This window comes from Vibrio sp. 1CM8B, assembly GCF_023161685.1.
In the GTDB taxonomy this organism is placed as follows: Bacteria; Pseudomonadota; Gammaproteobacteria; order Enterobacterales; family Vibrionaceae; genus Vibrio; species Vibrio coralliirubri.
In genome coordinates this window covers 91,883-118,804 of the sequence record NZ_JALNTU010000008.1, presented here as the reverse complement: position 1 = coordinate 118,804, position 26,922 = coordinate 91,883, and the positions used below count along the sequence as shown (strand labels likewise).

General features: G+C 44.2%; 29 protein-coding genes. 17 read left to right on the top strand and 12 right to left on the bottom strand.

Going from position 1 to position 26,922, the window contains the following annotated elements; all coding sequences use genetic code 11:
* Window positions 1-66: 66 nt before the first annotated feature.
* The 3 genes from spoT to gmk all read right to left on the bottom strand — a co-directional run bounded on the left by spoT (window position 67) and on the right by gmk (window position 3,245).
* Complete coding sequence (spoT, locus tag MSG36_RS16390) at window positions 67-2,193, bottom strand: bifunctional GTP diphosphokinase/guanosine-3',5'-bis pyrophosphate 3'-pyrophosphohydrolase (RefSeq protein WP_048612458.1); 2,127 nt, start codon at window positions 2,191-2,193, stop codon at window positions 67-69.
* Between the two features lie 39 nt (window positions 2,194-2,232).
* Window positions 2,233-2,505 carry a DNA-directed RNA polymerase subunit omega gene (rpoZ, locus tag MSG36_RS16385; protein WP_009848003.1) on the bottom strand — a complete coding sequence of 91 codons (273 nt, stop codon included), beginning with the start codon at window positions 2,503-2,505 and terminating at the stop codon, window positions 2,233-2,235.
* Window positions 2,506-2,621: 116 nt separating this feature from the next.
* Window positions 2,622-3,245 (bottom strand): guanylate kinase, encoded by a 624-nt coding sequence (gene gmk, locus MSG36_RS16380; RefSeq protein WP_017062466.1) that lies wholly within the window; start codon window positions 3,243-3,245, stop codon window positions 2,622-2,624.
* 742 nt (window positions 3,246-3,987) lie between these two features.
* Here gmk and MSG36_RS16375 point away from each other — a divergent pair.
* Window positions 3,988-5,358, top strand: a complete 1,371-nt coding sequence (locus tag MSG36_RS16375; RefSeq protein WP_017629496.1) for an NCS2 family permease — start codon at window positions 3,988-3,990, stop codon at window positions 5,356-5,358.
* A gap of 209 nt (window positions 5,359-5,567) precedes the next feature.
* Here MSG36_RS16375 and MSG36_RS16370 read toward each other — a convergent pair whose 3' ends face one another.
* A complete protein-coding gene (locus MSG36_RS16370) occupies window positions 5,568-6,137 on the bottom strand; it encodes a porin family protein (RefSeq protein WP_146491988.1) in 570 nt (189 codons plus the stop codon).
* Between the two features lie 333 nt (window positions 6,138-6,470).
* On the opposite strand from MSG36_RS16370, the gene MSG36_RS16365 reads away from it, so the two are divergent.
* The 4 genes from MSG36_RS16365 to MSG36_RS16350 all read left to right on the top strand — a co-directional run bounded on the left by MSG36_RS16365 (window position 6,471) and on the right by MSG36_RS16350 (window position 9,058).
* Window positions 6,471-7,271, top strand: a complete 801-nt coding sequence (locus MSG36_RS16365) for a winged helix-turn-helix domain-containing protein (RefSeq protein ID WP_248368833.1) — start codon at window positions 6,471-6,473, stop codon at window positions 7,269-7,271.
* The gene (locus MSG36_RS16360; protein WP_248368832.1) at window positions 7,262-7,756 is read left to right on the top strand and encodes a hypothetical protein; all 495 of its coding nucleotides are present in this window, start codon (window positions 7,262-7,264) and stop codon (window positions 7,754-7,756) included. Before MSG36_RS16365 ends, MSG36_RS16360 begins: the two co-directional genes overlap by 10 nt.
* Before the next feature lie 352 nt (window positions 7,757-8,108).
* Complete coding sequence (locus MSG36_RS16355) at window positions 8,109-8,534, top strand: phosphate-starvation-inducible PsiE family protein (RefSeq protein ID WP_050652097.1); 426 nt, start codon at window positions 8,109-8,111, stop codon at window positions 8,532-8,534.
* 311 nt (window positions 8,535-8,845) lie between these two features.
* Entirely contained in the window at window positions 8,846-9,058 is a 213-nt protein-coding gene (locus MSG36_RS16350) for a cold-shock protein (protein WP_017071067.1), read from the top strand.
* A gap of 335 nt (window positions 9,059-9,393) precedes the next feature.
* Here the strand turns inward: MSG36_RS16350 and MSG36_RS16345 are convergent, their stop codons facing one another.
* Entirely contained in the window at window positions 9,394-10,260 is an 867-nt protein-coding gene (locus MSG36_RS16345; RefSeq protein ID WP_048607657.1) for a YicC/YloC family endoribonuclease, read from the bottom strand.
* A 248-nt stretch (window positions 10,261-10,508) separates the two neighbouring features.
* Between MSG36_RS16345 and rph the strand changes: the two genes are divergently transcribed.
* The gene (gene rph, locus MSG36_RS16340; protein WP_019826449.1) at window positions 10,509-11,225 is read left to right on the top strand and encodes a ribonuclease PH; all 717 of its coding nucleotides are present in this window, start codon (window positions 10,509-10,511) and stop codon (window positions 11,223-11,225) included.
* Between the two features lie 105 nt (window positions 11,226-11,330).
* The gene (gene pyrE, locus MSG36_RS16335) at window positions 11,331-11,972 is read left to right on the top strand and encodes an orotate phosphoribosyltransferase (RefSeq protein WP_017059267.1); all 642 of its coding nucleotides are present in this window, start codon (window positions 11,331-11,333) and stop codon (window positions 11,970-11,972) included.
* 76 nt (window positions 11,973-12,048) lie between these two features.
* On the opposite strand, the gene lpxL is transcribed toward pyrE, so the two are convergent.
* The 3 genes from lpxL to coaBC form a co-directional block, all read right to left on the bottom strand.
* Complete coding sequence (gene lpxL / locus MSG36_RS16330) at window positions 12,049-13,029, bottom strand: LpxL/LpxP family Kdo(2)-lipid IV(A) lauroyl/palmitoleoyl acyltransferase (RefSeq protein ID WP_248368831.1); 981 nt, start codon at window positions 13,027-13,029, stop codon at window positions 12,049-12,051.
* Window positions 13,030-13,068: 39 nt separating this feature from the next.
* Window positions 13,069-13,659: a nucleoid occlusion factor SlmA gene (gene slmA / locus MSG36_RS16325; protein ID WP_004741428.1), complete on the bottom strand. Its 591-nt coding sequence runs from the start codon at window positions 13,657-13,659 to the stop codon at window positions 13,069-13,071.
* Window positions 13,660-13,798: 139 nt separating this feature from the next.
* Window positions 13,799-15,040, bottom strand: a complete 1,242-nt coding sequence (gene coaBC / locus MSG36_RS16320; protein ID WP_248368830.1) for a bifunctional phosphopantothenoylcysteine decarboxylase/phosphopantothenate--cysteine ligase CoaBC — start codon at window positions 15,038-15,040, stop codon at window positions 13,799-13,801.
* Window positions 15,041-15,264: 224 nt separating this feature from the next.
* On the opposite strand from coaBC, the gene radC reads away from it, so the two are divergent.
* From radC to MSG36_RS16290, 6 genes are all read left to right on the top strand, one after another.
* Complete coding sequence (gene radC / locus MSG36_RS16315; RefSeq protein ID WP_248368828.1) at window positions 15,265-15,939, top strand: DNA repair protein RadC; 675 nt, start codon at window positions 15,265-15,267, stop codon at window positions 15,937-15,939.
* A 291-nt stretch (window positions 15,940-16,230) separates the two neighbouring features.
* A complete protein-coding gene (gene rpmB, locus MSG36_RS16310) occupies window positions 16,231-16,467 on the top strand; it encodes a 50S ribosomal protein L28 (RefSeq protein ID WP_004728407.1) in 237 nt (78 codons plus the stop codon).
* A gap of 13 nt (window positions 16,468-16,480) precedes the next feature.
* Window positions 16,481-16,648 carry a 50S ribosomal protein L33 gene (gene rpmG / locus MSG36_RS16305; protein ID WP_002535344.1) on the top strand — a complete coding sequence of 56 codons (168 nt, stop codon included), beginning with the start codon at window positions 16,481-16,483 and terminating at the stop codon, window positions 16,646-16,648.
* A 204-nt stretch (window positions 16,649-16,852) separates the two neighbouring features.
* Entirely contained in the window at window positions 16,853-17,413 is a 561-nt protein-coding gene (locus MSG36_RS16300) for a hypothetical protein (RefSeq protein WP_248368826.1), read from the top strand.
* 2 nt (window positions 17,414-17,415) lie between these two features.
* Window positions 17,416-18,225: a bifunctional DNA-formamidopyrimidine glycosylase/DNA-(apurinic or apyrimidinic site) lyase gene (gene mutM, locus MSG36_RS16295; protein ID WP_248368824.1), complete on the top strand. Its 810-nt coding sequence runs from the start codon at window positions 17,416-17,418 to the stop codon at window positions 18,223-18,225.
* Window positions 18,226-18,316: 91 nt separating this feature from the next.
* Complete coding sequence (locus tag MSG36_RS16290) at window positions 18,317-19,321, top strand: NAD-dependent epimerase (protein WP_248368822.1); 1,005 nt, start codon at window positions 18,317-18,319, stop codon at window positions 19,319-19,321.
* Between the two features lie 77 nt (window positions 19,322-19,398).
* On the opposite strand, the gene MSG36_RS16285 is transcribed toward MSG36_RS16290, so the two are convergent.
* From MSG36_RS16285 to MSG36_RS16275, 3 genes are all read right to left on the bottom strand, one after another.
* Window positions 19,399-20,151 (bottom strand): glycosyltransferase family 25 protein, encoded by a 753-nt coding sequence (locus MSG36_RS16285; RefSeq protein ID WP_248368821.1) that lies wholly within the window; start codon window positions 20,149-20,151, stop codon window positions 19,399-19,401.
* Between the two features lie 214 nt (window positions 20,152-20,365).
* Window positions 20,366-20,848, bottom strand: a complete 483-nt coding sequence (coaD, locus tag MSG36_RS16280) for a pantetheine-phosphate adenylyltransferase (protein ID WP_248368820.1) — start codon at window positions 20,846-20,848, stop codon at window positions 20,366-20,368.
* A 1-nt stretch (window position 20,849) separates the two neighbouring features.
* Window positions 20,850-21,914 (bottom strand): glycosyltransferase family 9 protein, encoded by a 1,065-nt coding sequence (locus tag MSG36_RS16275; RefSeq protein WP_248368819.1) that lies wholly within the window; start codon window positions 21,912-21,914, stop codon window positions 20,850-20,852.
* Between the two features lie 96 nt (window positions 21,915-22,010).
* On the opposite strand from MSG36_RS16275, the gene MSG36_RS16270 reads away from it, so the two are divergent.
* Complete coding sequence (locus tag MSG36_RS16270) at window positions 22,011-22,724, top strand: 3-deoxy-D-manno-octulosonic acid kinase (RefSeq protein WP_248368818.1); 714 nt, start codon at window positions 22,011-22,013, stop codon at window positions 22,722-22,724.
* A 40-nt stretch (window positions 22,725-22,764) separates the two neighbouring features.
* On the opposite strand, the gene waaA is transcribed toward MSG36_RS16270, so the two are convergent.
* On the bottom strand, window positions 22,765-24,027 hold the full coding sequence (gene waaA, locus MSG36_RS16265; RefSeq protein ID WP_248368817.1) for a lipid IV(A) 3-deoxy-D-manno-octulosonic acid transferase: 1,263 nt from the start codon (window positions 24,025-24,027) through the stop codon (window positions 22,765-22,767).
* Between the two features lie 132 nt (window positions 24,028-24,159).
* Between waaA and MSG36_RS16260 the strand changes: the two genes are divergently transcribed.
* From MSG36_RS16260 to MSG36_RS16250, 3 genes are read left to right on the top strand one after another with little or no spacing between them, the layout of a single operon-like run.
* Window positions 24,160-25,191 (top strand): UDP-N-acetylglucosamine 2-epimerase, encoded by a 1,032-nt coding sequence (locus MSG36_RS16260; protein WP_116870588.1) that lies wholly within the window; start codon window positions 24,160-24,162, stop codon window positions 25,189-25,191.
* Between the two features lie 9 nt (window positions 25,192-25,200).
* Window positions 25,201-25,968, top strand: coding sequence for a glycosyltransferase family 2 protein (locus tag MSG36_RS16255; protein ID WP_248368816.1), 768 nt, complete (start codon window positions 25,201-25,203; stop codon window positions 25,966-25,968).
* Window positions 25,969-25,971: 3 nt separating this feature from the next.
* Window positions 25,972-26,904 carry a polysaccharide pyruvyl transferase family protein gene (locus tag MSG36_RS16250; protein ID WP_248368815.1) on the top strand — a complete coding sequence of 311 codons (933 nt, stop codon included), beginning with the start codon at window positions 25,972-25,974 and terminating at the stop codon, window positions 26,902-26,904.
* Window positions 26,905-26,922 lie beyond the last annotated feature (18 nt).

The following is a 26,922-nucleotide window of genomic DNA, read 5'->3' as shown; positions in this document are numbered from 1 at the left end:
AAAGCTTTTGCTCTTCGCATCTCGAGACTCGTATCTCTCATCTGCTTTATCTATCTGCTTTTAGATCTAGTTCTTACGACGTCTTACTTTCAGCGCGTGTGGCATCACACGTAGCTTCTTCATAATACTTGCAAGGTGAACACGATCTTTGGTGGTCAGCAAGATTGTCACTGTGTACAGGCGCCCGTCACGTTCTTCGGTAGAAATACCGTGAATGTTAGAGCCTGTTTTCGAGATAACGTTAGTTAGCTCAGCCAGTGCACCTTGGTGGTTCTGCAGATCAACCTGAAGTTCAGCTGTAAACTCTTGGTCGTAATCGTCAGACCATTCAACCGCCATGTATTTGTCTGGTTCTTTCTGGTAACCACGAACGTTTGGACACGTTTCACGGTGAACCACAAGGCCACGACCTGGAGATACATGGGCAATGATGTGATCATCTGGAATTGGGTGACAACAGTTGGCGAACGTCAGTAGCAGACCTTCAGCACCACGGATTGGAAGTTTCTTCCTCGGTGTGTCGCTGTTGTTTTCTACTTCAGTCAGTTCGTCAGCATCACCAAGCAGACGACGAGCAATTACGATACTCATCAGCTCACCAAGACCAATCGACGCCAGCAAGTCTTCAACGCTTTCTAGACGTAAGTCAGACAATACGTGCTCTAGATTTTCTTGGCCGATATCGGCAATAGAGTGTTCGCCAAGTGCATGATTCAGTAAACGACGGCCTAGCGTGATCGACTCTTCACGACGCATGGTTTTCAGAACCTGACGGATCTTAGTACGTGCACGTGATGTCACCACGTAGTTGAGCCATGCTGCATTCGGACGTGCGCCCGGAGCACTGATGATCTCAATCGTTTGACCGTTCTTCAGTGATTTGCTGAGTGGGTAAGGGTTCATGTCTACACGAGCACCTACACACATGTTGCCGACATCAGTATGCACCGCGTAAGCAAAATCGACCGCTGTTGCGCCTGCAGGAAGTTCGACAATGCGACCCTTCGGCGTGAACACGAAGATCTCATCTGGGAACAGATCAGACTTAACGTTTTCAATGAATTCGAATGAGTTACCCGCGCTTTGTTGCAGCTCAAGTAAGCTCTGCATCCAACGTTGTGCTTTAACCTGTGCGGTTGTGCCATTACTGCTGCGTGAGCCATTGCCTTTGTAAGACCAGTGCGCCGCGACACCTTTGTCTGCCATTTGATCCATATCTTCAGTACGGATCTGAACCTCAACTGGCACCCCATGAGGGCCGATCATTGACGTGTGCAGAGATTGGTAGCCGTTGGCTTTTGGTACCGCAATGTAATCTTTCATGCGGCCAGGGCGAGGCTTGTACAGGCTGTGAGCCTGACCAAGTACGCGATAACAAGTATCTGGGGTATCAACCACGACGCGGAAAGCGTAGATGTCCATAATGGTGTGGAAGCGCTGCTCTTTAGTTTTCATCTTGTTGTAGATGGAGAACAGGTTCTTTTCACGACCAAGTACGCGAGCAGGCAAACCGACCTCTTCAAGGCGGCCTTCAATTTCGCTATGGATACGTTGGATCATTTCCTTACGGTTACCACGCGCAGCTTTCACTACGTTTTTAAGTACGCGATAACGGTTAGGATAGAGGGCTTCAAAGCCTAACTCTTCTAGTTCGGTCTTGATGTTATGAATACCAAGACGGTGAGCTAGTGGAGAATAAATCTCTAGGGTTTCACGAGCAATACGACGCTTTTTGTCAGGACGAAGTGCCCCAAGCGTGCGCATGTTGTGAGTACGGTCAGCTAATTTGATCAAGATAACGCGGATGTCTTGCACCATGGCGAGAACCATCTTGCGGAAGTTCTCTGCTTGCGCTTCTTTGCGATCACGAAATTTAAGCTTATCCAGCTTAGATACACCATCAACCAATTCAGCAACGGTATTGCCAAATTTTTCCTCTAGATCTTCTTTAGTGACATCACAGTCTTCGATGACATCATGAAGCAGAGCAGCTTGCAGGGTTTCGATATCCAGACGCATTTCTGCCAGGATTCTTGAAACAGCTACAGGGTGGATAATGTATGGTTCACCGCTTGAGCGGGTTTGCCCTTCATGGGCGTCTCTCGCTACCACATAAGATTGACGCAGAGCCTCAATTTGAGGCTCTGTTAGGTATTCTTGGGCAACGTCTTTGAGGCTATCGAATAGATACAAATTAAAGGCCCGGAAGGTTAATTAGTTCGAATGACGTTCTTAACGAGTGTGAGCGATGCTGCTTACTGCTGCAAGTTCAGCCGCTTCTTGCTCTTGTTGCTCTTGACGTTCACGAGCATCTAGTACGTCTTTAGTGATAAGACCTTCTTCGATTTCGCGAAGAGCGATAACCGTTGGCTTATCGTTTTCTTCAGGCACTAGTGAATCTTTGCCGCCAGTTTGCATTTGACGTGCGCGGCGAGCCGCAATAAGAACTAGGTCGAAACGGTTGCCAACTTTTTCAACAGCGTCTTGAACAGTTACGCGTGCCATGAGGACTCCAAATAGTAATTAACTAATAAATTTTTGATGACGAGAAAGTATACAAGTTTAACTAGAGACTTTCTAGATCACCGTATACTTATCTCAATGGAAAATCCAGTTCTAGATTATTCCGCCAGTAGTGCTGTAAGCATGCCGCTGTATTTAGCTGCTTGCTTATCTTCTTTTAAGCGCTCCGCACGAATGATAGCTCTGAAGTCCATTAGGGCTGCATCAAAGTCGTCATTCACGATCACATAATCATATTCTGCATAGTGAGAAATCTCTGATTTTGCTTCGCTCATGCGTTTCGCAATAACTTCGTCGCTGTCTTGACCGCGAACATTCAAACGACGCTCTAGTTCACCATTTGATGGTGGAAGAATGAAGACACTCTTCGCTTGAGGCATTTGTTCACGGATCTGACGAGCACCTTGCCAGTCGATATCTAGGAATACATCGATACCGCGGTTTAGGTTTTCTTCAATCCAAACGCGTGAAGTACCGTAGTAGTTGCCGAACACTTCAGCGTACTCTAGGAATTCACCTTTAGTAATAAGGTCTTCAAAATGATGCTTCTCTACGAAGTGGTAGTGAACACCATTTTCTTCACCAGGGCGCATACCGCGAGTGGTGTGTGAAACAGATACCTTCATTGCGTAGGTTGGATTGGTTTCTAGCATTGCTGAGATCAAGCTCGACTTACCTGCGCCACTAGGTGCAGATACGATGTAAAGAGTACCTTTGCCCATCTGTATATTTCCACTGTTGGTTGGATTGAGTGAAGGTGATAAACCTACACTATAAAAGATAGCACTGACTCTAATTGTTGTTCCGTTGGTTACGTCTATAAAGAGATAACGAGTAAAACTAATAGAAGCAACTGGTGAAAATTAGGTCAGAAAAATGGAGGCGAAGAGTAGCATATTTAGATGATTGAGAACAACTGGCTTGATCGTTATTTATTAGCAAATGATCTTCTCAAGGATCTTTGTATAAATGTAATGACTCATCATCGGTACTTTTTTATGTGATCTGGACAAAATTTGTTGAAGTTTTAATCTCAATCCTTACAATCCGCGCAAACGATTAAATGCTGTATATATCTAGGGTCTGTTGACCTTTCGCGATGGAGTTTTGTTCGAGAAAAAATCGTTTTAGGCGCGGCAAGGAGTTTGTAACCTAGCATTCTAAGTAAAGACTCCTTAACAAAGCATAAAACGATTTTAGCCGAACCCTTCGGGCAGCGTTTGTTGGTGATTTCTACTGCGTTATCGACTTCTTATGTAGGCTAGCTACACATCAAAGTCTCTGCCTTGTAGAAAACCCCAACAACTCGCTGCAAAAATCATCTCGAAGGGCCAGCAGACCCTACTAGACTAGATGTTTCTACTACCGAGCCTACCTTGGTGACTACAGTTTTTAGTGTAGAGACCTCTCTATTCTCACAGCATTTGAATCACCAAATTCTTAATTTATTGCATAGGTTTTGTTGTGAGTACCGATTCCACCCTGAAAGCCCAGAACACCTCTGGCTCGCTTGATTCGATGTTTAAAATCACTGAAAGAAAAACCACGATTGGCACTGAGCTGTACGCGGGTTTCATTACTTTCTTGGCGATGAGTTACATTCTGGCGGTTAACCCAGCAATTTTGGGTGATATTCCAGGCATGGACAAAGGTGCCGTGTTTACTGCAACGGCTCTGTCTGCGGCTATCGCAACCCTAATCATGGGCATTTGGGGCAACTACCCAGTGATGCTTGCGCCGGGCATGAGCATGAACGGCTTCTTCAAAGGCTTACTATTAAGTGGTTCAGTCGCAGTACTTTGGAATGAGGCGCTGTTCGGCATCTTCCTGTCAGGTATCCTGTACCTCGCGTTCTCGTTAACCAATATTCGTAAATCGATGATTGAGTCGATTCCTGAAGATTTGAAGTTGGCGATTACCGTTTCTCTCGGACTGTTCATTGCTTTCTTAGGTCTTAAGAATGCGGGCATCATCGTTTCTAATCCATTCGTACTGGTTGGTTTAGGTGATATTTCCGATCCAAAAGTGATCATCGCTTACGTGAGTATTTTCATCGCACTGGGTTGTATGGTTCGTGATATCAAACTAGCGACGTTTATCTCGTTCGTTTCGGCTATCGTGTTGACCATTCTTGCTGACGTGTTTATGGGGACATCAAACGCGCCAATCCCTGAACAGTTAGTTGCGATGCCACCAAGCATGGCTGGTAGCTTCGGCGCTATCTTTGATTTCTCAGCTTTCACGCCTGAGAAAATGTTCGACCTATTGTTCATCGTGCTTATCTTCTTGATTGTCGATTTCTTTGATGGTTTGAGTACGATTGTTGGTGTTGGACGCGATGCGGGCATCATCGATAAAGACGGTAAGGTGCCAAACGCGAAATCGGCTCTAGTGGCAGATGCGGGCGGTACTGTGATTGGCTCTATTCTTGGTACCACATCGATTACCGCGTTCTCTGAGTCTGGCATTGCTTCTTCTCAAGGTGCGAAAACGGGCTTGGCAGCAGTCATGGTGGCTGGTCTGTTCTTAATCTCGCTGTTCCTATACCCAATCTTCTCTATCTTCTCGGCTGCTATGGTTGCACCGGCGATGGTAGTAGTGGGCATCTACATGGTAGGCCGCCTTGGTCAGATTAACTGGGAAAAGAAAGAGTCACGCATTGCAGCCTTCTTTACCATCATGTTCACAGTGCTAAGCTTCTCTCCAGCGAACGGTATGGCGATGGGCTTCATTAGCTACGCATTCACAATGGTTGTGGCAGGTAAGCGCAAAGAAGTACACCCGCTTATCTACGGACTGTGTGTGGTGTTCTTAACTTACCTGATTCTGCTTTAAGGCTAATTAGCCACTAAAGGTCGCTAAGTAAAAGGCAAGCTGATGGCTCCGCAGTGAATGTGGGGCCATTTTTGTATCTGTTGTATCTTAAATTTATGCTCGTTTTTGCTGAACGTTGAGTTCAACTTACCGCTATTCTGCTGATGTTCATCTAAAAAGGGCGACGGTGGTCGCCTCTTTACGTTTACTAGCCAACGAAGTGTTCGTTATTAGAATTTGTACGTTGCGCCAGCGTAGAAGCTACCAAGTTGGACGGTCACATCATTGTATAACCAGTGGCCAGTATCAACGCTGAAGGTATCAACTTCGTAAGCCACACGGAAGTTTAGGTTCTCAAGGCTTGCTGGTGTGTATTCTACACCTGCTCCCAGACGCAATGCTGTTTCATCTTTGCTACCATAGTCATCAACATCAAATGAAAGCTGCGTTAGACCTATGGTACCAAATGGACGCCAACCGCTATCAAAGGTGTAGCCAAGGTTTGCAGCAATAGATATGCCTGCTGTCTCGATAGCATAACCTGACAAGCCTGGTGCTGTTATATTACTGTATTTGGTGAATTGTGTTTCAACGCCAACAATGCGGTTAAATTGATAGCCACCAATCAACTTAAGCGTTGAGTATTTTGTTTCTAGTGTAGAAAACGCGGCATCGTCATCGTAAGTTGTGGTACCAAAACCACCACCTAGGTAAAAGCCAGATACGTCTTTCTCAACTGCTTGCTCTTGGGCACCGGCAAAGGCAGAAAATGCCGCCAGAAGGATCACTGCTTTTTTCATTAGATTCATCTCATCGGGGATAAAAAGTGGTGTGCATTATGTGTTCAATGGCAATATAAAACTAAAGATGGAATTCATATAAACTTCATGAGTTGTCGGTTTATTGATGATTTTACTTTTATATGTTTTTATCTTTATTGCATAATTCATTGATATAGTTGATGTTGTGTTTTTTCTGTAGGAACTTTTGCTTTAGGTAGATGGATTGTACTCAATGCTTACGCAGTTGACTTGGTAATGGTAGGATCCAGTTCTTCACGCGTGTGTTTTTTTGGTTACGTGAGCCCTAATTTCGGTAATAGTGAGTGTATGCATAGAGTCTGTTTTTCCAATTTGATTCTCGATCCAACGACTCTAACTTTATCGAATGCCGATGGTGAATGTATTCAATTACGCCCGCTTCCATATGCAGTGTTGAGTTTGTTACTTGAAAACCAGGGTGCTCACGTTACTCGTGAGCGACTATTTGAAACGTGTTGGGGGGGCACATTAGTCACTGACCAAGCGATCACTAATGTCATTTCAGGTTTAAGGAAAAACTTCGAGCTGTTGCGCGCGCGCGATGTCACCTTGAAAACAGTCAGCAAAATTGGCTACGTTCTGAACATTCACAGTGGCAAAGAGCCGATTAAGAAAATAGGAAACCGAGCAATTCGGGTTAGCCAAGAGCAAGAAATCGTTTTAGAAGAGGTGAGCCTTAAGCCTGCCCCTACCTTGAAAATGAACATGTATTCTTGGCATGGGTTTGTGACGGTATTGCTGCTAGCCTGTTTGGTGTTCGTTTTTTTTACTAAGCCTTTTATTCGAAAGCCACAGTTTCTCCAGCCTAATGAGTATCAACATTTTCAGATTGGCGTGACCGATTTTTATCTTTATGACAGTGCTTATTTAATAAGTGACGGTCGACTGCTCGCATATGAGTTAGCGACTCAATCGCTTCCAACCTGTCATGCGGATATGTATCTGCGAATCGCAGAGTCTGCTTATGACGACGACGTTTATATGATTAAAACTTTTGCTTTTGCGAAACACGGCAGTAAGAACGCAAGCTACGTGAATCATTCGGTGAGTATTGATGATTTATCAGAGACGGTGGTGAAAGCAATTAGGAGGGCTCGATCAATATGCGGATAAAATCGGTCATCGTTTTCAATATTGCGCTTGCTACCTGTGTCATCGGTGTGGCGTTGTATCAGTGGAAGTTTGAGCAACAACAGTTAGCGGGTAGTCGTTGGGCATGTGTTCAGCTTGATGAGGGGTTTGTTTCGCAAGGGTATCGTCACTATCAAGAGATCGCTGATCGCTCTATTTTAGAGTTTACCTCAAATGACAGTTTGCTGATTTTTCAGAAAGGTTATGTTCAGACACTTGTCGGAGAAACCAAGCCCTACGAAGTCTATTATGAAGCAAACTACATTGCTGAGAATGGTCTCCTATCGGTTGCCTATCAACATATCGACTGGAATCTAAAGCCAACTGGCAATGAGATTTTTGTTCGTGATATGGACGCTCTGGTAAGAGCTAAAATTGAACTGATGTATAAAGTGAAAGGTGACCAGTTGTTTTTGTTCAGTAAAGGGCATGCAGAAGAGAGGAATCTTATCTGCTATTCCAAATGACGATTTTGAACCATAGTAACTCCGATATCAGCGTGTACTATTATGACACTTTCAAACCTAGGTACTTAATTTAATTGAGTTTATTTTTAGTGGTTTTGGTTTGTATAAAGAAGTGCATCCACTTATCTACGGCCTGTGTGGTGTTCTTAACTTACCTGATTCTGCTTTAAGGCTAATTAGCTACTATTAAGTAAAAGATCAATAGATGGCTCTACAGTGAATGTGGGGCCATTTTTGTATTTGCCGTCTCTAGACGTGTAACTGGTGGCGTTATCTTAAACTTGACAGTACGCGACTTATATTGATGCATGCTATTGTAGAGACTGGATTAATTATTTTTTGAAGAGTGACTATGCCTTCTAACTTACCTAGATCTTTTAGTAAGCCGTTTTTAAAAGTATTCCACATTATGGAAGCGGTATTGCTGGTGGCGATCACGCTCGCGACCTTATTTGCGATGGTCGAAGAGTTCATGCATGTCTTCGCTGAGCGTCGAGTGCAATTGACCGACATTCTGCTGATGTTTATCTATTTAGAAGTGTTGGCGATGGTTCAGCAGTTTGTGATGAACGGTAAGATCCCAGTGCGATACCCAATCTATATCGCGATGATGGCGATTGCTCGTTACATCACTTTGGGCATGAAAGAACTCGATGCGGTATTGATCGTTTGGTTATCTTTAGCAGCATTTATCTTGGCCGCGGCGACATTGTTGATTCGTGTTGGACATCATTATTGGCCGTATGTAGACCTTAGAACCAAGCAGCCAGATGAGTAACACTTTGAAGGTTAAAGTTTTATAAATGAAGCCCAACGATATCGTTGGGCTTTTAATTTAAGTCGGTTGAACAAAAAAACATCAAATTGTCCAAATAACGCTTTACAAGCAGGCTCAGATCACCAAGAATGGCGTCGCTCTGTTCTCAGGGTTATTAAATGAAACATCCAGTTGTAAAGTAGAACCCTTAGTATTGCTTCATTGTTATTCTCAGTGTTTCCCTTAGCTTCATAGATACATTAAATAATTCAAGCTTTCAGCGCATCGCACTTTTGGCGATTAATTTTTTATTTTTATATAAGGGACACATCATGTCTAACAAAGTAAACGGCGTAGTAAAATGGTTTAACGAAGAGAAAGGCTTCGGTTTCCTAACTCAAGACAACGGCGGCGCTGACGTATTCGTACACTTCCGTGCAATCGCTTCTGAAGGTTTCAAGACTCTTAAAGAAGGCCAACAAGTGTCTTTCGAAGTAGAGCAAGGCCAAAAAGGTCTTCAAGCTGCAAACGTTGTAGCTCTATAAGATTCTAAGTCGGCGCAGGTTGCAACAGCAACTTGCGTCACTTTCTCTCTCAAATCTGTTTCCCTCTCAGTTTTACCGTAACACTCTTCTCCACTTGCAATACCTCCTCTAAATATTCAAACATCCTGTTTTACGTCCGTCATCTCGTTCTAGCTATCGCTGTATCTATCTTTTGCTCTAAGTAAATCTTCCGCGTAACTACCAACTTACTGACTAGCTTTGCTTGTCATTACTGTATCCATAAAAAAAGCCCCTAAAAATAGGAGCTTATCTTTAAGTTAATCAACACTGATTAAGCTAATAATGGCTATTCACAGTGTGTTACTGACAAACTGTTATTCAATGTTCTGGATTTGCTCACGCATCTGTTCGATAAGAACCTTAAGCTCTACGCCTGATGCTGTGATGTCTGTGCTGATAGACTTAGACGCTAGCGTGTTTGACTCACGGTTGAACTCTTGCATCATGAAGTCTAGCTTACGGCCACAAGCGCCACCTTTCTTCAGTACTGCATTCGCTTCTTTCACGTGAGAGTCTAGACGGTCTAGCTCTTCTGCTACGTCTGATTTCTGTGCCAGTAGGATAAGCTCTTGCTCAACACGAGAACCTTCAAGTTCGATTTTCGCATCTTCAAATTTGGTAAGAAGACGCTCACGTTGCCACTCTAGGATTTCTGGCATGCGTGCACGAACTTTCACGACTTCTTCAGTGATTGCATCTAAGCGCTGTACGATGAGTGCCTTCATGTTCTCACCTTCACGAGCACGAGCATCAATGAACTCTGCGATAGCATCGTTGAATGCGTCTAGCAGGTCTTTGTTGATGGCATCCATGTCTTGCTCTGGCGTTTCCATCACGCCAGGCCAGTTCATGACTTGGAATGGGTTCAAACGGCTCTCTTCGCCAGTCATCGTCATTACTTGGTTCGCCGCATTGATTACTTGCTGAGCCAAACCTTCGTTAATGCTTAGCTCGCCCTTTGCAGCAGGGTTTGCTTCAAAGCGTAGGTTACATTCAACCTTACCGCGCGCTAGACGCTTACGGAAACGCTCACGCAAGATTGGCTCTAAACCACGGAACTGTTCAGGCATACGGAAGTAAGTTTCTAGGTAGCGTTGGTTTACACTACGGATTTCCCATACTGCTGTGCCCCAATCGCCTTTTACTTCTTTGCGTGCGTACGCGGTCATACTATAAATCATCGAATTTTCCTGTCTTTTATCATTCTGAAAATAACGCGCACGCATAGTATCACGATATGGTGTGCTCTCGAAGCCTGTCGCTTTTCACTATAAATAGCCTTTCGTGATAAATAGCTTTGAACGGTAAATAGATTTGCACGATAAACTGCTATATAATCTTGCCCCAATCAAAACTGTCTCACCCCTTTCTTAGGTGATGCACTCTTTCGATAGTAAATCACTTCAGACTGTTAATAAGGTAGATACCAATGCGTCCAAATGACCGCGCTGTAGATCAAATTCGTCCAATTAAAATTACTCGTAACTACACAGCTTATGCTGAAGGTTCTGTATTAGTTGAGTTCGGCAACACTAAAGTTCTATGTAATGCGACGGTAGAAGAAAACGTACCGCGTTGGTTAAAAGGCCAAGGAAAGGGTTGGGTAACGGCTGAATACGGCATGCTGCCACGTGCAACGCACACTCGTAACCGTCGTGAAGCGGCGAGCGGCAAGCAAGGTGGTCGTACGATGGAAATCCAACGTCTGATCGCTCGTAGCCTACGTGCTGTTGTTGACCTGAAAGTAATGGGTGAAATTATGATCACTGTCGATTGTGATGTTATCCAAGCAGACGGCGGTACTCGTACTGCTTCTATCTCAGGTGCAAGCGTTGCAATGGCTGATGCTATCAACAGCCTACTAGCAAGCGGCAAACTGAAAAAGAACCCAATGAAAGGCCACGTAGCGGCAGTTTCAGTGGGCATCGTTGGTGCACAAGCACTGTGTGACCTTGAGTACGTTGAAGACTCAGCAGCCGATACCGACATGAACGTTGTAATGACGGAAGACGGTAAGATGATTGAGATTCAAGGCACAGCAGAAGGCGAACCGTTCAGCCACGAAGAGTTGATGCAGCTTTTAGCCCTGGCGAATAAGGGTATTGCTGATATTGTTGAAGCGCAGAAGTCGGCGTTAGCAGAATAATTATTAGATAGCTCCTTTTAAAGGGGCTATTTTTTTGTCTGTAAAACTCGAAAGAGTAGTGCAGAGCGTAAGTTAAGTTTTATTGAATAAACGTAGAGGAAAAACATGAAAGCATATCAACGTGAATTTATTGAATTTGCACTAGAGAAAGAAGTACTTAAGTTTGGTGAGTTTACTTTAAAGTCTGGCCGTAAGAGCCCTTACTTCTTCAATGCTGGATTGTTTAATACAGGTCGTGACCTAGCGCGTTTAGGTCGCTTCTACGCAGCAGCATTGGCTGATTCTGGCATTGAGTTCGATGTACTATTTGGCCCTGCATACAAGGGTATCCCAATTGCAACGACGACAGCGGTTGCACTGGCAGATCACCACGATGTAGATACGCCTTACTGTTTTAACCGTAAAGAAGCGAAAAACCACGGTGAAGGTGGCAACCTTGTCGGTAGCGCGCTTGAAGGTCGCATCATGTTAGTGGACGACGTGATCACTGCAGGTACTGCGATTCGTGAGTCGATGGAAATCATCCAAGCAAATGGCGCTGATTTAGCGGGTGTGCTTGTTGCTATCGACCGTCAAGAGAAGGGCAAAGGCGAACTGTCTGCGATTCAAGAAGTTGAGCGTGACTTCGGTTGTGCAATCATCTCAATCGTTAGCCTGACTGACTTGGTTACTTTCCTTGAAGAGAAAGGCACCGACGCAGCACATCTTGAGTCAGTAAAAGCGTACCGCGCTCAATACGGCATCTAATACAATTTGTTATAGCATATAGAATGCACAAGGGGCTGATGAATCATCAGCCCCTTTTCTTTTGGTTCAGTATTAATTATTTATAACGAATGCCGCGCTCCACTTCTGGGTCTTCCATGGTCTTAAAGCGCTTGTGTAGCCACATCCACTGTTCTGGTGCTCTTAAGATAATCTTCTCAAGATAGCTGTTCATGTAGGCAGCGGCCGCTTTCTCATCTTTCTGTGGATAGTTATCTTCGATCGATTCATCGGCCATGATCTCATATTTGCCATCGGCATTTCTAAAACCAGAACCCGGAACAAGTGCGCATCGGCTGGTGTAAGCCAGAATACTGGTGCCTGTTGTGGTACACGCATCTTCTACAGCGAAGAAAGGCACAAACACAGACTTGTTACGACCGTAATCATGATCCGGTAGGTAGAAAAGGATCTCACCCTGACGCAGGATTCGAATCATACGTTTCACGTCTTTACGGTGAATCAGGCGATTGCCGTTCTGAGTGCGACCACGGTATTGAATGAACTCATAAGCTGGATTGTTGTGCGGTCGGTAAACACCTAAACCAGAAATTCCGAGTACTGCCATTGCTCGCGCAGTGATCTCTAGATTTAAGGCATGCACACAGCATAGAAGAACACCTTTACCGTTGCCTTTGTGCGTACGCAGTGCTTGGGTATCTTTATCTACTAGGATTCGCTTGAAACGCCACGTCGGCCAAAACCAGGTAATGCCCGTTTCGATGAGTGCCATACCGGTGTTCTTGAAGTTCTCACTGACCATTGCCGCGACTTCATCTGCTGGCTTGTCTGGGAAGGCGAGCTCCAAATTACGTGTTGTTACCGCGACGCGCTTTTTACCATAGCGAGCCCCCAAAGAGCCTAACGATCGGCCTAACAGCAGTAAGAGGCGATAAGGGAGAACGTTAACGATAAGCGCCAATAACCCAAAACCGAACCATACTCCCCAGTATTTAGGGTGGAGTAACGCCAGAGTAAAGGGTGGCTTAGTAATAACGTGTTGTGCAGTGCTGTTTGTCGGAGAAGTTTTCGTCGTCATAACCATCACTTAAGATTTGATTGCTACTTAATTTGATTGCTACTTAATCTGAGCGCTTAGCAGAGCCCAATAAGCATCAAAGTTTTCTGTTGGTTGATATTTGAAGTCTGAGCGAACAAATCGATTCAAGCTGCCTTCAACCTGACCGAGCAGCTGAGCGGCTAAGATTTTCTCATCAACCGGGAATGATTTCCCCTCACGAAGCTTTCTTTCACGCAGGATCTGGCGAAGTTGCGTCTCAATGCGTTCGAAAAGTTGGTTGATGCGATCACGCAGGCGTTCATTTTCAAACATTAGAGCATGACCAGACAAAATTCGAGTCAGGCCTGGGTTACGTTCTGAGAAAACTAAGATAAGTTGTAGCACTAGGCGTATGCGCTCTAGCGTGTCTTTCTCTTCATCCAGAATGCGGTTGATTCGAGACATCAACGCTTCTTCAATGAACTCGATCAGGCCTTCAAACATGCGGGCTTTGCTTGGGAAGTGGCGGTATAACGCAGCTTCAGAAACACCAACTTGCTTGGCCAACTTTACCGTTGTGATACGAGAAGCACCTTCGGTCGATTCCAACATTTGTGCGAGAGCTTGTAGGATTTCTTCACGACGGTTTGATTTTCGAGTACCAGCCATCTATTTACTTCCTTTCCTAAAGATGAGGATTGAGTGAAGAAGGATTATAAACACCATTCAATTCTGTTTCCTAGTTTTGTGAGCCCTAGGTCAACAGAATCGAGAGGTGTCAGCAGATTGTCAGAGCAAATTTGTGCGTTTATGCATCAATAAGCTGTTGGATCTGAGCGAGGATCTGGAAACCAAGTGTGTCTTTGCTTTCCAGTGGCAGAGATTTATCGCCGCCTTTCCAATAAAGGTGCAGCTCATTGCTACTGCTATTGAAGCCTTGACCTTCGACAGAGACGTCGTTGGCGCAGATCATATCGAGGTTCTTTCTTTCCAGTTTACCGCGTGCGTACTTCTCAACATCTTGAGTTTCTGCTGCGAAGCCGACAGTAAATGGGCGACCTTCGGTCATTGAAGCGACAGAAGCGACGATATCTGGGTTTTTAACCATTTGAATGGTCATGTCGTCTTTACCGTCGACCTTTTTAAGCTTTTGGTCTGCAATGGTCTCAGGGCGGTAATCGGCAACCGCGGCGCAGCTGATGAAAATATCGTGTTGAGAAGCGTTAGCAGTAACGGCATCAAACATCTGTTGTGCGCTGTCGACATCAATACGATTAACTTTGTTTGGTGTAGCAAGAGACACAGGACCGCTGACTAGAGTTACTGTTGCGCCTTGTTTCGCAGCCGCTTCAGCCAGTGCATAGCCCATCTTGCCTGAGCTGTGGTTGGTAATGTAACGTACAGGGTCAATCGCTTCACGAGTCGGGCCTGCAGTAATAAGCACAGAACGGCCAGTAAGTGGCTTAGGTTGGAAGAAGTCTTCACAGCGATGCACGAGCTGCATTGGTTCTAGCATACGACCCATGCCGACATCACCACACGCTTGTTCGCCTGCGGCAGGGCCCCAGATTTCACAGCCACGACGTTTTAGCGTCGCGATGTTCTCTTGAGTCGCCGGGTGGCTGTACATCTGTTGGTTCATTGCCGGAGATACCGCAACTGGCGCATCGGTTGCTAAAAGCAGCGTGGTCAGCAGGTCGTTACCCATACCAGCCGTCATGCGAGCAATAAGATCTGCGGTTGCTGGCGCTAATAACACGAGGTCAGCCCATTTTGCGAGCTCAATGTGCCCCATGGAAGCTTCAGCCGCAGGATCAAGCAAACTATCAGACACTGGCCTTCCAGAGACGGCTTGCATGGTGAGAGGAGTGATGAACTCCTTGGCTGCATTCGTCATCACGACTTGTACTTGTGCTCCACGTTCAATTAAGCGTCGAGTCAGTTCGGCACATTTATACGCAGCGATACCACCACTAATGCCAAGTAGGATTTTTTTCCCAGCTAGGCCTTGTAGGTCAGCGTTATCCAGTTGATTAACCAATGTTTGCATGATTCTGTTCCTTAATTTCTCTGGGACTTACGATATCAGAACAAAGGATTAGTGCCTAGAAGCAGAATTAGAACAGATTTGACGCTCATCAAGTTGGTGTTATCAAACTTATCAATTACACGGTTTTGCTAGTGACTCGTTTCCTTTTATCTCTATCGAAGGATCTCCGATTACGATCTCATTAAGGTGGTGGGTCGTGTTCATGACTAGTGATTAGCTTTTATATGCCAATAGATAAAATGCCTGCTGAATCGATGCCGAGAGAAAAGTTATTGAGTCGAGGGCCTGATTCTTTGAGTGATGCGGAATTGCTCGCGATATTTCTGCGAACAGGGACACAAGGAATGAACGTGTTGGAACTTGCTGACAAGTTGATTAAAGACTTTGGCTCGCTCCGTCATCTTTTTTCAGCAACGCAGGAAGAGTTTTGTGCCCATAAAGGGATGGGGCAGGCCAAGTATGTTCAATTACAGGCTGTGTTAGAGATGACACAGCGCTATCTAGCAGAGACGTTATCTCGTGGAGATGCGCTCACTAGTCCTACTCATACTAAGCTTTATCTTTCGAGCATGTTGCGTGATCGCCAGCGAGAAGCCTTCTATATATTGTTCCTCGATAACCAAAATAGGGTAATAAAGGACGAGGTGATGTTTGAAGGTACCATCGATGCCGCATCGGTTTACCCGCGGGAAGTGGTTAAACGGTCACTTCATCACAATGCGGCGGCATTAATCTTGGCTCATAACCATCCCTCGGGTGTTGCTGAGCCCAGCCAAGCGGATAGGCGGATTACACGCCGATTAACCGACGCATTAGCGCTGGTGGACATCCGAGTTCTCGACCATTTTGTCGTTGGAGATGGCGAAGTTGTCTCTTTTGCAGAGCGTGGATGGATTTGAATCACATTTTAGGTTGTTAGTTGCGTTAAATCTGCTATTATTCCGCCCACATTTTTAGACCTAAAATCAGCTCTGATTACTCAAGCAAGCTGCGCTGCACAAAAAAAGATCACGAAATCCGTAAAAAGGATCTGTTCGGGTCTTGAGCAATGCGTGTCAAGTTAGTATAATGCGCGACCTTTGATAGCCTTGTATGGATTTTCCATAACGGTTTTTACCTTCTATTTTAATTGATAGAGAGGTTCGGCCACCAAGGTTGATATCGAGCTGAAACGATTGGAGAAGACATTCATGTCCCGAGTATGCCAAGTAACTGGTAAGCGTCCAGTAACGGGTAACAACCGTTCACACGCACGCAATGCTACTAAGCGCCGTTTTCTGCCGAACCTACAAACTCATCGTTTCTGGGTAGAGAGCGAAAAACGTTTTGTTAAACTACGTCTAACTGCTAAAGGCATGCGTATCATTGATAAGAAAGGCATCGATGCTGTTCTTGTTGATATCCGTGCACGTGGCGAAAACGTTTAAGAGGAATTAAGCAATGGCTAAAGGCATTCGTGAGAAAATTCGTCTAGTATCTTCTGCAGGTACTGGTCACTTCTACACAACTGATAAGAACAAGCGTAACATGCCAGGCAAATTTGAGATCAAAAAGTTTGATCCAGTAGTTCGCCAACACGTTATGTACAAAGAAGCTAAAATCAAGTAATTGATGCTTTTTTTGCTCTTCTTCAGTAGAAGAAAGAATTGAAAAACCCAGTTTAATCGCTGGGTTTTTTTATATCTAAAATTTGAGTAACTCTATTATTCTTACTTAATATAGCGCCTGATAGATAGAAAACCGCGTAACATAGAAAGTACTGCCACTTTCACGATATACTGATTACTCAATAGGTTAGATGAGCAGAATCAGATGAGATATCGTGGACGCCGGTGGAACAACATACTCATGTTCAGTGTGATCGCTTTTATTGGCGTGTTAAACCTTCCAACATTGATCAAAGCGTACCTTATCGAACCTGAGCCTCAGGTTGATAGCCCTTATCCTTATCTCCTGAATCCAAAAGCAGAGCTTCAAGCGTTGCACTTTGCTAAGTGGTCTGTCATTCAACAAGATAATCAATGGGTTTACCAGTTCAAAGGTACAGACTTCCCTCAAGCTACCAATGCACAAGAGCTGTCACAACGTTGGAAAGAGCTTGTGGGTACGGAAGTCGACTCACAGACCTACACAGACCTTACGCCTCGGTTAAATACACCACACACCATCGAAGTATGGTATGAAGACCAAGAAGAGCCCCAGCGTATTACCTATTATCAATTGCCTGAGTTCTGGTTGTTAAAAAACTGGAATGATCAGTGGTTGGCGGTGTCTATCGAAGAGAGCTACCTGTTTCCAAGTTTTAGCTCGAAACCTTCATTTAAATCAGACAAGCTATCTATATCAGACAAACCACCTAAATCGGACGACTGACTATGCCTGAATTACCCGAAGTCGAAGTAAGCCGCATGGGGATCTCGCCTCATTTAGTCGGTGAGACCATTAAAACGCTTACCTTTCGCACGCCGAAGCTGCGTTGGGATATCCCACAAGAGCTAAAAGCATTAGAAGGGCAGGTGATTCGCTCTATCTCGCGTCGCGCTAAATACTTATTAATAGAAACGGATACTGGCACTGCCATTGTTCACCTTGGTATGTCGGGCTCACTGCGCGTATTAGACGCTGACTTCCCTGCTGCCAAACACGATCACGTGGATCTTAAGCTCACCAACGGCAAAGTACTGCGTTATAACGATCCGCGTCGCTTTGGAGCATGGTTATGGTCTGCACCTGATGAAACTCATCCTGTGTTGCTTGGTTCTGGCCCTGAGCCGCTAACTGACGATTTCAACGCCGATTACATAGCCGAGAAGGCAGAGAAACGTAAAGTCGCCGTCAAGCAGTTCATCATGGACAACAAAGTGGTGGTCGGGGTAGGGAACATCTACGCCAATGAAGCACTATTTTCTTCACGAATTCATCCTTTGCGGCCAGCAAGCAAAGTGACAAAAGAAGAGTGGGTTTTGTTAACCCAAGAGATCAAACAAGTACTCGCCACCGCCATTAAACAAGGCGGTACTACCTTAAAAGATTTCGCCCAAGCAGATGGCAAGCCGGGGTATTTCGCTCAAGAGCTACAAGTGTATGGCAAAGCAGGCGAAAAGTGCCCTACTTGTGAAGCTCTTATTCAAGAGTTAAAAATAGGGCAGAGGAACACGTTTTATTGCGAAGAGTGCCAAGTATAAAAAAACTGAACTCGTGTTCACTTTTTTACGCTAGTAGATAGGCAGGCTAATAGCTACAATTACACTAATGATATGAATTGAGAATAGTAGAATGAAATATTTAGTAACTGGCGTTGCCGGGTTTATTGGCTCTGCAGTGTCAGAGCGACTATGTGCAGCAGGACATGAGGTTGTCGGTATTGATAACTTGAATGACTACTACCAAGTCTCATTAAAACATGATCGCCTAAAGCGCATTGAGCATGAAAAGCTGACCTTTATCGAGCTGGATCTTGCAGACAGAGAGGGTATGGCAACGCTGTTTTCTGAGCAAAAGTTTGACCGTGTCATTCACTTAGCGGCGCAAGCTGGCGTTCGTTACTCAATAGATAACCCGATGGCGTATGCTGATAGCAACCTGGTTGGTCACCTAGCTATTCTTGAAGGCTGCCGCCACAACAAGGTTGAACACCTAGTGTACGCATCATCAAGCTCGGTGTATGGCTTGAACCAAAAAATGCCATTCCACACAGCAGACAGTGTTGATCACCCGATTTCACTATACGCCGCAACTAAGAAATCGAATGAGTTGATGGCGCATACCTATTCTCATCTATACGATGTGCCTACGACAGGTTTACGTTTCTTTACCGTTTACGGCCCTTGGAGCCGCCCTGATATGGCGATGTTCAAGTTTGCGAACTTAATTGTAGCGGGCAAAGAGATCGATATTTACAACAATGGCGACATGATGCGCGACTTCACTTATATCGATGATATTGTTGAAGGCATTCTTCGAGTGCAAGACCGTATTCCAGCTAAACAGCCAGATTGGACGGTTGAGCAAGGATCACCTGCAACTAGTTCTGCACCATATCGCGTATTTAACATCGGTCATGGTAGCCCGGTTAAATTAATGGACTACATCGAAGCATTAGAAGGTGCTTTAGGTGTTGAAGCGAAAAAGAACTTCATGCCAATGCAACCGGGTGATGTGTACGCGACTTATGCGGATACGGAAGATCTGTTTGAAGCGGTTGGCTACAAACCTCAAGTTAAAATCCAAGAAGGCGCGAAAGCTTTCGCGGATTGGTATAAAGCCTATTACTCGCTGTAATAATTGATGGTTTTGAATTAAAAATAGCGCTCAACGAGCGCTATTTTTCTTATTTGAAGAGCGTTAGTGCTTAGCTTCTATAGTTTTGGTCTATACCCTTTACCTAAAACTAAGAGGTGATAAAAATTAGTTGCTAAGTTGAGCGTCATGCTCTTTATTTTGTTAATAACTTTCATTAAAGCAACTGAATAGTGTTTCTTGCCTTTGCCTTTGCCTTCACGAATAATTGACGGCTGCTTACTACGCTGTAATCCCGCAGATGAAACACCAAACATGGGTTGTTTATGAACCCAAGTATTCCGTAAGAATACATCGACAGGATAATTGAAAGTGGAACTATGTTCGATGAAAGCTTGTGCAGCTTTGGGAGATATCGCGTAGCAAGCGGTTCCTTGAGGAACTTTCAAGTACTTTACAAGCTTTTGGTTTTTATATTCATCAACAGAGTAATGTAGTTTGTTTTTACTGTCTTGTAAGCGAATGAAACCACATTTATCAATATGCTGCTCTGCGATGGCTAGCGTATTGCGAAATATATTTTCGTCAATATTGACATGATCTTCGAAGACTAAAATAGGTTCATTGAGCTCAATACACTTTTGCCATATAAGGTAATGACTTGCATAGCATCCAACTTCACCGATAATATGAGGCCTACCCATATTGTACAAAAATTTTCTTTCTTTAATTCTTGTGAGTAAAGGATGTTCATCAACTCTTGCATCTACACCAATAAAAAACTCAAAATCAATTTGAATATTTTTCAGTACATTCGATGTTAACTCTTGTCTGTTATTACTACCATTTAAAGTGATACAGTATGATTTCATAAACTATATTGATGTATTTGTATGTAGGTAATTATGTTACCACTCGCATGACATTTTGTAATGGATGTTCATTTTGGATGTGATGGACGTCAAAATGTTGAGCTAGCATTACTACTGCAATACTAGCTTGGTTATATCTGTTAATAAACAGCTCTGAAATATGATTACTTAAGGTGCGTTGAAAGTACGAATTTTTCACTCTAGATAAAGATAATTACTTAGTTGTCTTCAGCTTTATCTCGGCTGCCACTTTTTGTGGTACAAACTGACTAATGTCCCCACCATGAATAGCCACTTCTCGAACTATTGTCGAAGAAAGGAAGGCATATTCTTCCGAAGGGGTTAAAAACACACTTTCAAGCCCCGGCAATAACTTCCGATACATGCTGGTGAGACCAAACTCGTACTCGAAATCCATTGTTGTTCTCAGGCCTCGCACCAACACATTGGCTTGCTGCTGTTTAGCAAAGTCGACCAGTAACCCCGAAAAGCCTTCAACAGATACGTTAGGCAAGTGAGACACCGCATCACGCAGTAACTCAACTCGTTCATCTAACTCAAACATGGTCTTTTTACTTGGGCTCGCGGCCACCCCAACGGTGATATGATCAAACATGCTTGAGGCACGGACGATAATATCGAGGTGACCATTGGTTACCGGATCGAAAGTGCCTGGGTAGATAACGTGTGTGGTCATATTAGCTGTCCTTGCTTGGTGTTTTAATAGAGTTTAAAGCTTTGTCGAGTTGCTGCTTTACCATATCGAGCGTGATGTCTTTCATTAAATCATCGCCTTTTGCTCGAGTTCCCCATGGAAGGTCTTGAACCGGTTTCCCTTGTTGCGCCTCTACGTGCTGCTGATAAACGCTGACCACAATATCAAGGTCGTTATAGGGCCCAGTTCTTCGTGGGTCACTGTGTGCGTATAACCCGATGACAGGCGTGGATTGTGTGGTTGCCAAGTGGGCTGGGCCAGTATCAGGTGCCAATACAACCGTTGCATGTTTCAGTACGGCAGTCAGTTGCTTCAAGTTCGTTTTGCCAATCAAGTTGATGACAGGAGACTGGCATAGCGCCTCGATATCTTTACCAAGGTTCACTTCTCGTGGAGCTGGAGAACCACACAGTACCACTTGCATACCTTTTTTTACTGCATAATCGGCAATAGCGGCATATCGATCAGTCAACCAGTTACGTGAATCTTTGCTTGCTGCAGGGGAGATAACTAAGGTCGGCTTGTCTGCCATGGTGCTAATTGCTAGTTGTTCATCTTCAGGTGTTAAATGGATATCCCATTGAGGCTTATCGAAGGGCACACCGATGTAGCGAGCAAATTCGGCAAAGTTATCCAACACATGAAACTTATCTGAAATCGGTAGATGGTGGTTGGTAAAGAGTGACTGCATTTCACGAGTACGGTTTTTGCCAAATCCCACTTTGCACTTCGCCTTTATCCCCCAAGATAGCACGCTGGCTCTGAGTGCGGCTTGCATATGCAGAAGTGCATCAAATTTACGATCAGATAGCTGACGCCATAATTCACGCATTCCTTTGAAGCCTTGTTTCTTATCGAAAACAATCACCTCAATACCGGGCAGATCGCCGATCAGCATGGCTTCTATTTTGCCCGTTATCCAGGTGATTTTCGTTTCAGGCCACTGCTTCTGGATGGCTTGAACCACAGAAATAGCATGACAAACATCGCCAATCGCGGAGAGGCGAAGTATGCAAAGAGATTGAGGTGCAGTTGAGAACAGTGACATAAAGTGCCCGAAAAAAGTGAATAACATCAGAATTATGCAGATACTCGCATTAGTTGTAAAATAGCAATGACGAAAAGCGACCCAAAGGCCTCATAGATGGAAACGATTAGCACCAAGAACCAAACAATTTGGTATGACCCTGTACTTCTGACTCAGGTACCAGAGGACGATATCACTCAAATCTTTGAGGCTGAATACTGGCAGCAACATGAGGCTATTTCAGGGAGTGCTCAAGGGCGCGGCACCACATGGTTTATTCAACTTGATGGAATGCAAGCTGCGTTGCGTCACTATCGCCGTGGTGGGCTATTTGGCAAACTCGTTGAAGACCAATATCGTTTCTCTGATTGGGAAAGTACGCGCTGCGCGATGGAGCTTAATGTTCTTAATGTATTAGCTAATGCAGGTGTGAATGTACCTAAGCCTATTGCCGCTCGGGCGACGAAAAGCGGACTACTTTATCGAGCGGACTTAATGTCTGAACGAATCCCCAATGCCAAAGATCTGGTTGATGTCTTGGTTTCTGATCCAATAGAGGCTGATATTTATCAAAAAATTGGCCAGGAGATACGCAAAATGCACAATGCTGGGGTCAATCACACTGATCTCAACATCCATAATATCCTGCTTGATGATACACAAAAGGTGTGGATTATTGATTTTGATAAGTGTGGCCAGCAAGCGGGTGATGACTGGAAAGAAGGTAACTTGAATCGCTTAAAGCGCTCGTTCTTAAAAGAAGTGAACAAGCGCCAGATTCAATGGCAGGAGTCGGATTGGGAACCGTTGTTAAAAGGCTATCAAGGTTAATAGCCATTAGTTAATAATAGTAATTAACTAAGAATCGTCATTAATTAAGAATGTATTCCAAGGTTTTATTCAACGCCCCTCGGTTCTGTTCCACCACTTGATAAGCTGCTAATCCTTTAGTTTTACGCAGTTCTGATTGTTTGAACAGTTGTTGGAGTTGGCCTGCGATATCTTGGCTATCTTGACAAATAACCACGGCATTGGCTTCCAGTAGCTTGTCAGTGATCTCGCCGAAGTTAAAATAGCTAGGGCCATTCAGTAAAGGTAACTGAAGGGCCGCCGGCTCTAGCAGGTTGTGGCCACCTACCTTATCGCCCACAAGACTTCCGCCCATAAAGCAGACATCAGCGCCGCCGAGTAGTACTAACATTTCTCCCATTGTATCAGCTATATAGACTTCAGCATCAGACGTTATTGGCTGCTGACTCGTTCGAGTGATCGTGTTGAAGTCGTGCTGTTGAGCTAGCTCAGACACTTGGTTAAATCGCTCTGGGTGGCGAGGCACGATCATCAGTAGCGCACTAGGGTTGTCTTTAAGAAGTTGCCTATGGGCATCTAAAACAATTTCATCTTCACCTTGGTGAGTGCTCGCAGCAATCCAGACATCACGATGAAAGCCGACTTGCTCCCTCAAAGCTTTACCTTTTTCTACTTGTTCAGAAGAGATTTCAATATCAAACTTGATTGAGCCCGTCACATGCACTGATGCTTTATCTAATCCTAGCCTTACGAAGCGTTTTGCATCACTAGGGTATTGGCAGAGTACTTGATAAAGGTTTTTCGCTAGAAGGTTAAAAACGGATTGGAATTTAGCATAGCGCTGGCACGAGCGCTCAGATAGGCGAGCGTTGAGTACTGAAATAGGAATCCCAGCTTTCGCGACGCAGTGCAGTGTGTTTGGCCATAATTCTGTTTCCATGATTAGCATCTGTTTAGGCTGAACAGTTTTCAAGAAGCCTCGTACACACCAAGAAAAATCAATCGGCATGTAGCGATGCTCGACCAAATCACCAAGCTTTTCTATTTGCTCAGCACCTGTGCTGGTCGTTGTGGTAACAATGATTGCTTGATTTGGATCTCGCTGCTTCAATTGTTTAATGACAGGCATCGCAGCAATAGATTCACCCACCGACACGGCATGAATCCAGATAGGGCTTTTACCTTGAGTTTGTGGTGTGATACCGAAATGTTCTTTCCAGCGCTTACCAAAATCTGGCTTTCCGGGTTTGCTCTTATAAAGCCCATAGAGGAGTAGTGGAGAGGCAAATGACAATATAAGAGTGTATATAAGTCGTATAAGCATAAGAACAGTGACACCAGAGGGTAAAATCAGTAATCAGAAGAGTATTTTCTTCAATCTCGAAAGTAAAGAGCGTTATAATTAAATGCTTAGTGACACTTTCAAATGGAAATGGTGAACTCTATCTCATCGCTTATTCAAACCGATCAATCCTATCGTTTCTTGCTCTATGTCGAGCAAAACTACTCATTTGCTATTCTTCGCCCATTTTATAACTACGCGAAGCAACTTGGTCATGACGTTAAATGGTTGCTGGTTGGGGAAGATGCTTCTGAACATCTTTTATTAGAGCATGAGCAGCGTGTGTCTTTGACAGAAGCTGTCGCCTATAATCCTTCGGCTGTTTTAGTGCCAGGAGATCGCGTTCCTGCTTTTATCTCGGGGTTGAAGGTGCAAGTATTTCACGGTTTGAATGAGAGTAAACGAGGGAACTTATATCCTGAGCGTGGTCTATTTGACTTGTATTGCACAGAAGGCCATGAAAGAACCAACTCATTGGAACCATTAGCTAAACAGCGCGGCTATTTTCAAGTCAAAGAGACCGGCTGGTTGAAGCTAGATAGCTTGTTTAATTACCAAACCAGTGACAAGCATTTTGAAAGACCGCAAATTCTATTCGCTTCTACCTTTTCGCCAAGCTTATCCTGTGCCGAATTGGTTTATGAAGAGCTTAAGCGCCTAAGCAAACTGAGCCAGTGGCAATGGTTAGTCACGCTGCATCCTAAAATTAAGCAAGAGACACGAGAAAAATACCAAGCGTTAGAAGGCGATAATCTTCTGTTCTTCGATAATGATCGAGTGATTGAGATGCAGCATCGTGCTGATGTAATGGTATGTGACAACTCATCGATCTTTCAGGAGTTTTTGTTGCTCAATAAGCCTGTTGTTACGGTAAACAACCGAGATCCTCAAGCGAGCTTCATCAATGTTACCCAAGCAGAGCAGTTAGAATCAGCAATTCAACAAGCTATGCGACCGGATGAAGAAAGAGACAAAGCTATTGCTAATTATGGTCCCTCAATAACGCCATATCTAGACGGTCAATCCTCAGCGAGAGTTCTGAGTGCTATTACTGATGTGCTAGAAAGCGGTTGGCAGGATAAAAAGCCAAAAAATTGGATTCGTAACTTTAAAATCCGTAAATCATTAAACTATTGGAAATTCTAGGGCTGAATAATGAGAAAACATACCCTGTCTGTCATTGTTATTACCAAGAATGAAGAAGACCGAATTGAAACTTGCCTTAAATCTGTGGTTGATATTGCCGATGAGCTAATTGTGTTAGACAGCGGATCAACGGACGCAACCGTTGAGATATGCCAAAAATACACAGACAACGTGACCATCACAGATTGGCCGGGCTTTGGTAAGCAAAAGCAACGAGCGCTAGATAAAGCGACATGTGATTGGGTGTTATCAATCGATGCGGATGAAGCTTTAGACCCAGAAATGAGCAAGGCTCTTGTTGAATTATTAAAACAAGATCAAATCAAACATACTGCGTACAAACTGCCTTGGGGAGTGACTCTTTATGGCACGACTCTAAAACATGGCCGCAGTGCTCGCGCAGTATTAAGACTGTTTAAGAGAGAAGGTTCTCGATATACGTTAGACGAGGTTCACGAGACAGTCGCTCCTGAGCAAGGCTCTACAGGAGTACTGAAGGGATTTCTTCTTCATTACACCCATCGCGATTATGGTCATGGTTTAGACAAAGCAGCGCAGTACGCTTGGCTTGGATCGCAAAAGTACCATCGCAAAGGTAAGAAATCACACGGCTTATTTTTAGCTTTATTACGTGCAATATGGACGTTCTTCCTTGTGTATATCATTCGCCGTGGCTTTATGGATGGCAGTGTCGGTTTCATTATGGCGATGACCTACGCTCAAGTAAATTTCAATAAATATGTTGGCTTGTGGCTTATCGAAAAAGAAAGGAGCTAACCAGTGGCTTTTAAATTAGAGTACTGTCTGTCAGATACTTACAATGTAGGGGATGATCTTAACCCTTGGCTGTGGCCACAACTGTTTGGTGACTTGATTGTAGAAGATAGCTCTCGTTATTTTTTAGGCATAGGGACGATTTTGACGGAGAAGCGATTAAATAAAACTCTTTCAGGTGCGGACGAAGTTATTATTTTCTCATCAGGTGCATGGGAGTGGAACGTCCCCAAGTTATCTGACAAGTGCACTGTTTATGGTGTAAGAGGGCCTAGGACGGCAAAAAAATTAGGGTTAAACCCCGAACTGGTGGTTGGAGATGGTGCTTATCTCCTTCGTGAAGTTGACTTCCCTAAAGCGGAAATACAAAAAGGGAAGATTGGATTTATACCTCATCATCGTAGTGAAGATTTTATCGATTGGGATAAAGTTTGCCAGAAGATAGGTTTAACATACATTACAGCAAAACAACCGGTCGAGACTTTTTTGTTGGCTCTTCAAGAGTGTGAGTCCGTTGTGACTGAGGCCATGCACGGTGCAATTATTGCGGACGCACTTCGCATCCCTTGGAAAGGAGTTCGTTTCTCCCCGGCATTTGACGATGAAAAGTGGTATGACTTTGCTGAATCTATGGATGTAGAGCTAATATTACACGACTTACCTTTTATGAGTGTTCATAAGATGCCCGTTGGTAAATTGTTAGAAAATACGTTTAAGAGAAATGTAGCTAAATTATTTAAATCTTCATCGAGAAAGTGGCTGTCACTCGTGACTGTGTACAAACTGGCCTCTAATGACGATATGAAAAATTTACAATTGAAGCTTAAAGTCTTAGCCAATGACAAGATCAATTACCAATTAAGCTCTTTGGAACAGCTCAATGCGATAGTCGAGATTCAAAAAGAAGTGATAAGTAAAATTATCAAAGATCAAAACTAAATCGTTAGGGCAGGTTAA